We start from the raw sequence: 1,272 nt of genomic DNA on the forward strand, positions 1-1,272 counted from the left end.
ATAGTCCGTTGCATCGAATTGGGAGCGGAAGATTATTTGTCTAAACCATTTAATCCAGTATTACTCAAAGCTAGAATCAATGCTTGTTTAGAAAAGAAAAGACTTCGGGATCAAGAACAAGCTTATTTAAAGCGACTAGCTGAGGAACAAGAAAAGTCAGAAAGATTACTATTAAATATTTTACCAGCGCCAATTGCTCAACGGTTAAAACAGGGAGAAAAAACTATAGCTGACAGCTTTAGTGAAGTAACTGTTTTATTTGGGGATCTAGTTGGGTTTACTAAACTTTCGGCAAATTTATCTCCCGCTGAACTGGTAGAATTACTAAATATGATTTTCTCTAGGTTTGATGAGTTGGCAGAAAAATATGGGCTTGAGAAAATCAAAACTATTGGTGATGCTTATATGATTGTGGGTGGCCTACCAACGCCCAGGGAGGATCATGCAGAGGCGATCGCGGAAATGGCCTTAGATATGTTACATCAAATTAAGGAAATTTCTGAACAGCAGGGAAAACCTTTACAAATTCGCATTGGTATTAATACGGGAGCAGTAGAAGCAGGAGTTATTGGGACGAAAAAGTTTGCTTATGACCTTTGGGGAGATACGGTAAATACAGCTCATCGTATGGAATCTCATGGCATTCCTGGTGTTATTCAAGTAACTGAGGATACTTATAATTGTCTAGCTAATAAGTATACATTTCAGGAAAGAGGCATGATTGAGATTAAGGGAAAAGGTATGATGAGGACTTATTTACTTGTAGGTAGAAAAGAGTGAATTTAGAATTTAGAATTTAGAAGTAATCCCTGAGTGAGTTTGAAAACTCAAAACTCAGAAGTAATTACTGACTTGAGTTTGAGAAGTTTACCAATTCTAACACCTAATTATAGCACTACAAAAAAGTGTTAGAACATTAATACAATTGAAATTTTTTACAACCAATAGTTTTTACTTGAGCTGAATGCTGAATGCTTAAAGCTATACTATAAAATTAAAAAGTAAATCTACATAATCACCAAGAAAAAAATGTTATCAACTACAGAATTACTTATTGCTTCTAAATGGTTTGGTATTGCTACAATTGGATTTTTTCTTTTGACAAGTCTCGGCTTTATTTTGAAATGGGGATTTAGATTTAGACTGGTGGGAGTAACAGGTTTTATGGGAGTGTTAACTGCTGGTTTATTTGGTTTAAGTTTAGGATTATTTACCCGTGTAGAATTTCAAGGTTGGGTTCATTATCCATTAGTTAATGTTATTTTCGGAACT

Annotated in this window: 2 protein-coding genes; both read left to right on the top strand. The window is 34.6% G+C overall.

The window, feature by feature from the left end:
* A partial coding sequence (locus tag F6K22_RS41115; RefSeq protein WP_293110950.1) for an adenylate/guanylate cyclase domain-containing protein occupies positions 1-780 on the top strand: 780 nt, incomplete at its 5' end.
* 249 nt (positions 781-1,029) lie between these two features.
* Positions 1,030-1,272, top strand: a 243-nt coding sequence (locus F6K22_RS41120) for a DUF2518 family protein (RefSeq protein ID WP_293110952.1), incomplete at its 3' end; no start/stop codon positions are given.

Source organism: Okeania sp. SIO2F4 (genome assembly GCF_010672385.1).
Classification (GTDB): Bacteria; Cyanobacteriota; Cyanobacteriia; order Cyanobacteriales; family Microcoleaceae; genus Trichodesmium.